Genomic DNA, 6,379 nt, shown 5'->3' on the forward strand with positions numbered 1-6,379 from the left:
GCTTCTAAGAGACATTTAAAAATATATTTCAATTATGAAAAAGTTTATTCCCTATAAAAATATTCGAAAACGGGCAATGATTTTAGGGCTTCCCCTCTCCTTTTTTGCCCTGCAAATGATCTCGGTGATCGCCTCCCTACTGCTCATTATTTTTTCTTTTAGCCTTGGGATGATCACAACGATACTGCTATGGAATATAGCCTTGTACGTTTTGCTGAATAAACTTGTCCTAAATCCAGGACTGTTCCATTTCCAGAAAGTATTTCCAAAAAATATCAGCAACAAAAAATTAAGCCCGTTCTATGATGAAAAAGATTAACCTTTCGGCTTACCATCCCATTCTGGATATTCAGAATAATATGGTTTTTGCCTCCAATGGCAATGTGGTGCTGGGATATCGAGTATCGCTGCCTGAAATCCATTCCCTTTCGGAAAAAGATTTTGAAGACCTGCACGCAAGCTGGTTTCAGGCTTTCAAATCACTGCCGGCCGGAACTGTTATCCAAAAACAGGATAGTTACCGAAAATCAACTTATACGGCCCAGGAACTTCCAAAAGAAACCTTCCTGCAAAAAGCAACCCATCATTATTTTAAAAATCGGGAGTACTTACAGCATCAAAGCTACTTGTTTTTTGTGCTTCCCCTGGACAAGCATCTAAAAGCTTCCAAATATGTCAACCCGTTTCGGAAGACCGAAAAAGGCATTCATAAAAAGTTAGATCACCAGGTCAGGGAATTTATTGGGGCGGTGAAAGATGCTGTATCCTTTATCAATAACAGTAGAAAAATAAATATTTCCCCTTTAGGTCAAAATGCTATTTTGGAATTCACCCACTCCTATTTCAACGGGTTCCATCAGGACGTGGATACGGATATCAGGCTGGATCAAAACGGAATTGCCATTGGGAATTATCATTTTGATGTACTCGCAATTAATAATGAACAGTGCTTTGGGGAAAGCTTGCAAAGCAGTAAGGTCAATGAAAAATTCACTTCTGATCATTTCACTTTTCATCAGGGCTTTATCGATGGGTTGGGATTGGATCTGGAAGAAGACCATATCATTAACCATATCCTTTATCTGGATGATAAGCACAAATGGCGAAAAGTATTGGAAAAGAAGATCGAGGAGCTTTCCAAGAGCTCCAACTTCGGTACCCAGAACAAAGTCGTATTAAAGAAAATCCGTGAGATCGTGAGCCGCATCAATGAAGATGATAGCTCCCGGATTATCCGCGGCCATCTCAACATTATTTTTTGGTCTCACGAAGCGGAACAACTTGGTCGCATAGCTTCTAAAATAAAAACAGAATTTAAGGAACTGGATATGCTGCCGTACTATCCCAAAGGAGAAGAGCGTAAGCATTATTTTTTGAATTCCTATCCTTGTTTTGCCTCCAACTTTTCCAATGAAGATCTTTATGTAACCGATCTTAAACACGCCCTGTGCCTGTATGTCAATAATACCAATTATCGCTCCGATCATACAGGCATTATCTTTAATGACCGCCAACATAATATACCGGTACTAAAGGATGTATGGGATGAAAAAAAGAAACGCATTAAGGCACGCAACTTTGCCATCTTCGCCCCCACCGGGGAAGGGAAATCTTTTTTGGCCAATAACATCCTTCGTCAATATTTTGAAAATGGTGTACGACTGGTCATCATTGATCTGGGCGGTTCCTATTCCAAATTCGCCAAACTCTATCCCAACGATCATATTATTTTACGCTATGAGCAGGGAAAAAACTTAGGGATTAATCCGTTTTATATATCCAAGGAAGCAGATCTTACCCCCGAAAGACTGGAAGATTTGTCGGTATTCCTTCTCGAACTTCTGGCTGAAGGTCAAAAAGTATCCAAAGGCAAGGAAGTAGCAATGAAAAAGGTGCTCATACAGTATTATAAGGAAACCCGAGACAACCATTCATTAGCTTCTTTATACCAGTTTGTAGATGAAAATAAAGATACCCTTATTGAGGGATTGGGAATCCGGGAGGCGCATTTCAGTACGTATGATTTCCTGCATATCCTCTCGGAATATGTGGAAGGGGGACTTTACAGCTTTTTATTTAACGTGGGTGCCGACCAAACCTATAAGATCGAGGACAAACGGATGATCGTTTTTGAACTGGATGAAGTCCGCGACAATAAAGAAATCCTGTCAGTAATGCTCAAACTGATCAAATCGGCCATCCAGCGAACCATATGGCAAAACCGCTCGGAAAAAGGCATCATACTTTTTGATGAGTTTGCCAAGCAACTGAAGTTTGACAATATTCTGGAAAGTGTGGAATTCTATTACCAGGCCATCAGAAAACAAAACGGGGCTATTGGGATTATCCTGCAATCCATCAACCAGTTGCCCAACAATTCCACTTCGGCCAGTATTCTGGAAAATACACAAGTCATCTACAGCCTTCGTAATGAAAAAGGGTATCGTGAATTGCAGCAACGCCTGAACCTCTCTACGCACGATCTGAACCAATTATATTCCATCCGGAATAACCTTACCGGGGATCGGAAATACACCGAAATATTTATCAAAATAGGGAAAGAAAGCAACGTTTTCCGGTTGGAAGTCCCCCCGGAAGTCTATGCGGCCTACTTGACCGATGGTAGCGAGAACGAGACCATAATGGCCATTTATCAGCAAACCAATGATATGGAAAAGGCCATTGCACGCTTCCTGAAAGAAAAAGTATAACCCAAAATCAACATCTTATGAAACGTCCTATAAATCGAAACATCAAAAAATTCTTGGTAACCTTATCCCTTGCTCTCTTTTCATCAGGCCACATTGTGGCCCAGGGGATGCCGGTGTATGATAATACGAATTTTATCAGCCTGGCCAAACAGCTGATCGAATCGGCCAAGCAAACTTCCAATTTACTCAAGACCGTCGAGTTTCTTAAACAACAAAAAGAACGGATCGAACAGGTGAGCAATGTGATCCAACAATTGGATGCCGTAGGAAAATTGATTCAGAATAACCAGTATCTCTTTAATATAGTTCAGGACGATTTGCAAGAAATCCTTAACTCTCCGTATATCAAACCCGATGAAATCAACCGGGTTACCACCTCCTTTGAGGAAATTATTGAGCGTTCGATGGAGAGTGTGGATTATGTAAACAAAATCCTAACCAGTGATTATCTAAAAATGAACGATGCGGAAAGAGCTACCGTATTAAAAGATTATGAAACACGATCCAATGAGATGGTCGCCGAGGTACAGAACAAAACACGCCGGTACAAGGAAATTATTTCCTTTCGAAAAATGCAGGATCATATTAATAACCGCCCACTAAGTGGGATTTAATAAAAAGCGTAAATGAAATGATAGGTGCTATGATAAGTCCAGGTTTGGGATTGGAATATATAGATACGGTCTTTCAAACGATCAAAGACAGTGATTTTTCCCAGTATACCATTACCGGGATGAAAACACTGGCCGTATTGTTTTTCCTGATCAATATCCTTAAAAAATATAATGAAGGTGTGACCACTACCGATGGACATACCTGGGGATTAAACCCGACCGAACTTTTTAAAAACTTTGCCACTGTCCTACTGGTAATTTTCTCCACACAGGTATTGGATGTATTTGATACTATTCTGGTGGCCATAGAAGCCCAATATCGGGACACGGCCCCGGCACTCCTCCCCTTGCAGTTCAGTGATGTTGATCTTGAACAGGATGTGGGTGCCGTAGCGGCCGCCAAAAAAGCAATGGCAATGCTATACGAAGCCTTGGTAACTCCGTTATACGGACTTAAAATTTTGGCCTTTATTATTGGGGTAATCCTCTGGCTTTTGGATTTGTTTATCTATCCCCTCTTTTTGGCGGAGCGCTATTTTCTATTGGGAATAATGCAGGCATTTTTTCCGCTGGTCATTAGCCTGGCCGTATTTGAAAAATTCCGTTCCCTGGCCTATTCCTTTTTTAAGCTTTATGCCGGGGTGTATATGCTCGTGCCGGCCTTCTTTCTGGTCAATATTTTTATCAATAACCTTTATACCGAAATCAACAGTCATTTTTGGAGCGACCTTTTTGGAACGGATTGGGGCAGCGAATTTTTTGCACCGGTCATCGAATGTGCCTCCATCGGTTTTATCGTCCTGCTCAAATTTAAGCTCTACCGAAAGGCCAGCACTTTTACCCTGCGCTTGTTTACCGGAGGTTAACGCGATCATTAATAGTCTAATCAAACACAAAATGAAAATACCCTATCAAAATATTTATAAGGTCTTACGGACCAATCGTTTTATCGTCCTCTCCTCGGTAATTGGCTCGGCCGTGGTCTGTATCATTTCCATAGTAATGGTCATCAAACTCCACCGGGAATCCCTGAACAATGCTTTTGTGATTAATGGGGACGGTAGCGTTATTCCCCTGAAAGTGGTGAAGCAACAGGAAAACCTGAAGGTAGAAGCCCTGGCACATCTGGAACTGTTCCACCACTATTTTTATGGGCTTAATGCCAACAATTACAAAAGTAATATCGAAAAGAGCCTGTGGCTGGGAAACAGTTCCGTATCTGATCTCTTTCAGCAAAAACAAGCCGAAGGCGTCTATAACCGGCTTTTGCAATATTCCCTGGTTCAAAAGGTCATCACTATTGATTCCGAGGTAGATCTGCAAAGCGAGCCATACCGATTTAGTACTACTATCGTTTTTGAGATCAACCGTGGATCAGTAACTGACCGCTATGAACTGAAAACGGCTGGAAAACTGATGCAGGTCGACCGGAATTTCCCTCATAATCCGCACGGACTGCTCATCACCGACTTTTTTGAGAATAGCCTTCGCAAAATTAATCCTGAATAATACTTATTACTAAATCCCATACTTATGAAACTTCAAAAGAATAAAATCGTAATGATACTGATTGTAGTCAGTGTCGTGCTGTTTATTGTTGCCTATTCCATCATCACCTTTGGCAAAGACGAGGAAATCAATATTGATACCCATCAGGTCCCCCTCCCGAAGTTAGGTAGCGACCAAAAACAATATGAAACAAAAATGGAAGCCCTGGAAAGCATCAAAAAGGAACGCGAGATCAATGCACCGAGCGTCTATGATGAAGAGCTGCTGGATGCTACCGGAACCTATGATCCTGACCTAAGGGATAAAGAAAAAAGACGGATGATCGACAGTATTTATTCGCAAGGGAATATGGATTATGCCTACAGCACCTACCGGCAAGATCAGGCAGCTCCACAAACCCCAGCTCCATCCAAAAATGATACGTTATCCAAAAAAATCAATAAAAAAGAACGGGAAGCGGCCGCCAAAGAAATGGGCCTGGAACACCAACTCTTCTTTGCCTCCAATCCAAAGGAAAACCTAAATACCCTATCGCAAAACACAGACGGACAATTATATGTTCAAGTCGATGGCACCCAGACCATCAAACAACATTATCGGCTTCGGATGCGGCTTTCACGAGCTGCCCTGATCGATGGAAAGCAGGTCCAAAAAAATACGCTTCTATATGGCTTTGTGAGTTTTAAACCCAATCGTACCCTACTTACTATCGAGCACATTAAAGGAAGACCTGTTTCTTTTGAGGCATATGATCTGGCCGATGGCAGTAAAGGTATCTATATCGAGAACAGTTTCCGGGAAGAGGTGCGCCGTCAGGTAATAGGTGATGTCGTGGATGAACTTGAAGTGCCGGGAGTACCACAGGTGAGCGGTATCAAACAGCTTTTTAGAAGGAGTAACCGTCAGGTTAAAGTCACCGTACTAGACGGCTATCAATTACTCTTAAAAATACCACAGGAACATTCTTAAAATTAAATCTTATGAAAAGCCCATAATGGGCATTTGAAAAAAATTACTGGACGGTAGTTATAACATCATATCAATCTTTTTAAAATTATTATAGCAATGAAAAAATATATCTTGATACTCATATTGGCTTTACTGGCTTTGATAAGTCCAGTAAATGCTCAACAGGCTTTAGATACTTTATATGCGAATGATAAAAAGAACGTGGCCGTGTTTCTCCCCAGTGCTATCCGACAGGGCATAACCGGAGCTTCCCATTTCGTGTTTACCTATAATCGCGAAAAGAAGCAGTATTTTGGGCTATTAAAAGCTCAACCCGGAGAAGAAAGTAACCTTTTGGTAGTGACCGATGATGGAAAGGTCTATTCCTATATGCTGAAATATAAAAAAGAACTTCCCAAACTGAATTATTTTATTTCTACTGATGAAAGTATCGGAATGGAGATTCCAGCCAAAGCTACTCCCAAAACCACACAGAAAGAACAAGACAGTCTTATTAAGCGACAGGAATATTTTCAGCGCTTTGCTGAGTATCTGCTAAAAACAGGTAAAAAACATTCCAAGACCAAACGTAAAAGA

6 protein-coding genes and 1 pseudogene are annotated in these 6,379 nt (G+C 41.1%); all 7 read left to right on the plus strand.

The genetic code is table 11. The features are described from left to right. Nucleotides 1-34: 34 nt before the first annotated feature. Nucleotides 35-319, plus strand: a complete 285-nt coding sequence (locus AC13DP_RS07810; RefSeq protein ID WP_483067515.1) for a hypothetical protein — start codon at nucleotides 35-37, stop codon at nucleotides 317-319. Further along, the gene (locus tag AC13DP_RS07815; protein WP_483067521.1) at nucleotides 306-2,711 is read left to right on the plus strand and encodes a TraG family conjugative transposon ATPase; all 2,406 of its coding nucleotides are present in this window, start codon (nucleotides 306-308) and stop codon (nucleotides 2,709-2,711) included. Before AC13DP_RS07810 ends, AC13DP_RS07815 begins: the two co-directional genes overlap by 14 nt. 17 nt (nucleotides 2,712-2,728) lie before the next feature. Continuing rightward, the gene (locus AC13DP_RS07820) at nucleotides 2,729-3,325 is read left to right on the plus strand and encodes a TrbJ/VirB5 family protein (RefSeq protein WP_483067516.1); all 597 of its coding nucleotides are present in this window, start codon (nucleotides 2,729-2,731) and stop codon (nucleotides 3,323-3,325) included. A gap of 17 nt (nucleotides 3,326-3,342) precedes the next feature. Beyond that, a complete protein-coding gene (locus AC13DP_RS07825) occupies nucleotides 3,343-4,191 on the plus strand; it encodes a hypothetical protein (protein ID WP_483067517.1) in 849 nt (282 codons plus the stop codon). Between the two features lie 31 nt (nucleotides 4,192-4,222). Next, nucleotides 4,223-4,834, plus strand: coding sequence for a conjugal transfer protein TraK (locus AC13DP_RS07830; protein WP_483067518.1), 612 nt, complete (start codon nucleotides 4,223-4,225; stop codon nucleotides 4,832-4,834). 24 nt (nucleotides 4,835-4,858) lie between these two features. Next, nucleotides 4,859-5,803: a conjugative transposon protein TraM gene (traM, locus tag AC13DP_RS07835; RefSeq protein ID WP_483067519.1), complete on the plus strand. Its 945-nt coding sequence runs from the start codon at nucleotides 4,859-4,861 to the stop codon at nucleotides 5,801-5,803. 96 nt (nucleotides 5,804-5,899) lie between these two features. Beyond that, nucleotides 5,900-6,379: pseudogene (locus tag AC13DP_RS07840) on the plus strand (DUF4138 domain-containing protein); the annotation flags it as partial.

This window comes from Zunongwangia sp. L-65 (genome assembly GCF_056859415.1).

Bases quoted from the DNA above. Each gene is read 5' to 3' on its own strand.
- AC13DP_RS07810 (WP_483067515.1), top strand. From the start codon at position 35: ATGAAAAAGTTTATTCCCTATAAAAATATTCGAAAACGGGCAATGATT.
- AC13DP_RS07815 (WP_483067521.1), top strand. From the start codon at position 306: ATGAAAAAGATTAACCTTTCGGCTTACCATCCCATTCTGGATATTCAG.
- AC13DP_RS07820 (WP_483067516.1), top strand. From the start codon at position 2,729: ATGAAACGTCCTATAAATCGAAACATCAAAAAATTCTTGGTAACCTTA.
- AC13DP_RS07825 (WP_483067517.1), top strand. From the start codon at position 3,343: ATGATAGGTGCTATGATAAGTCCAGGTTTGGGATTGGAATATATAGAT.
- AC13DP_RS07830 (WP_483067518.1), top strand. From the start codon at position 4,223: ATGAAAATACCCTATCAAAATATTTATAAGGTCTTACGGACCAATCGT.
- traM (WP_483067519.1), top strand. From the start codon at position 4,859: ATGAAACTTCAAAAGAATAAAATCGTAATGATACTGATTGTAGTCAGT.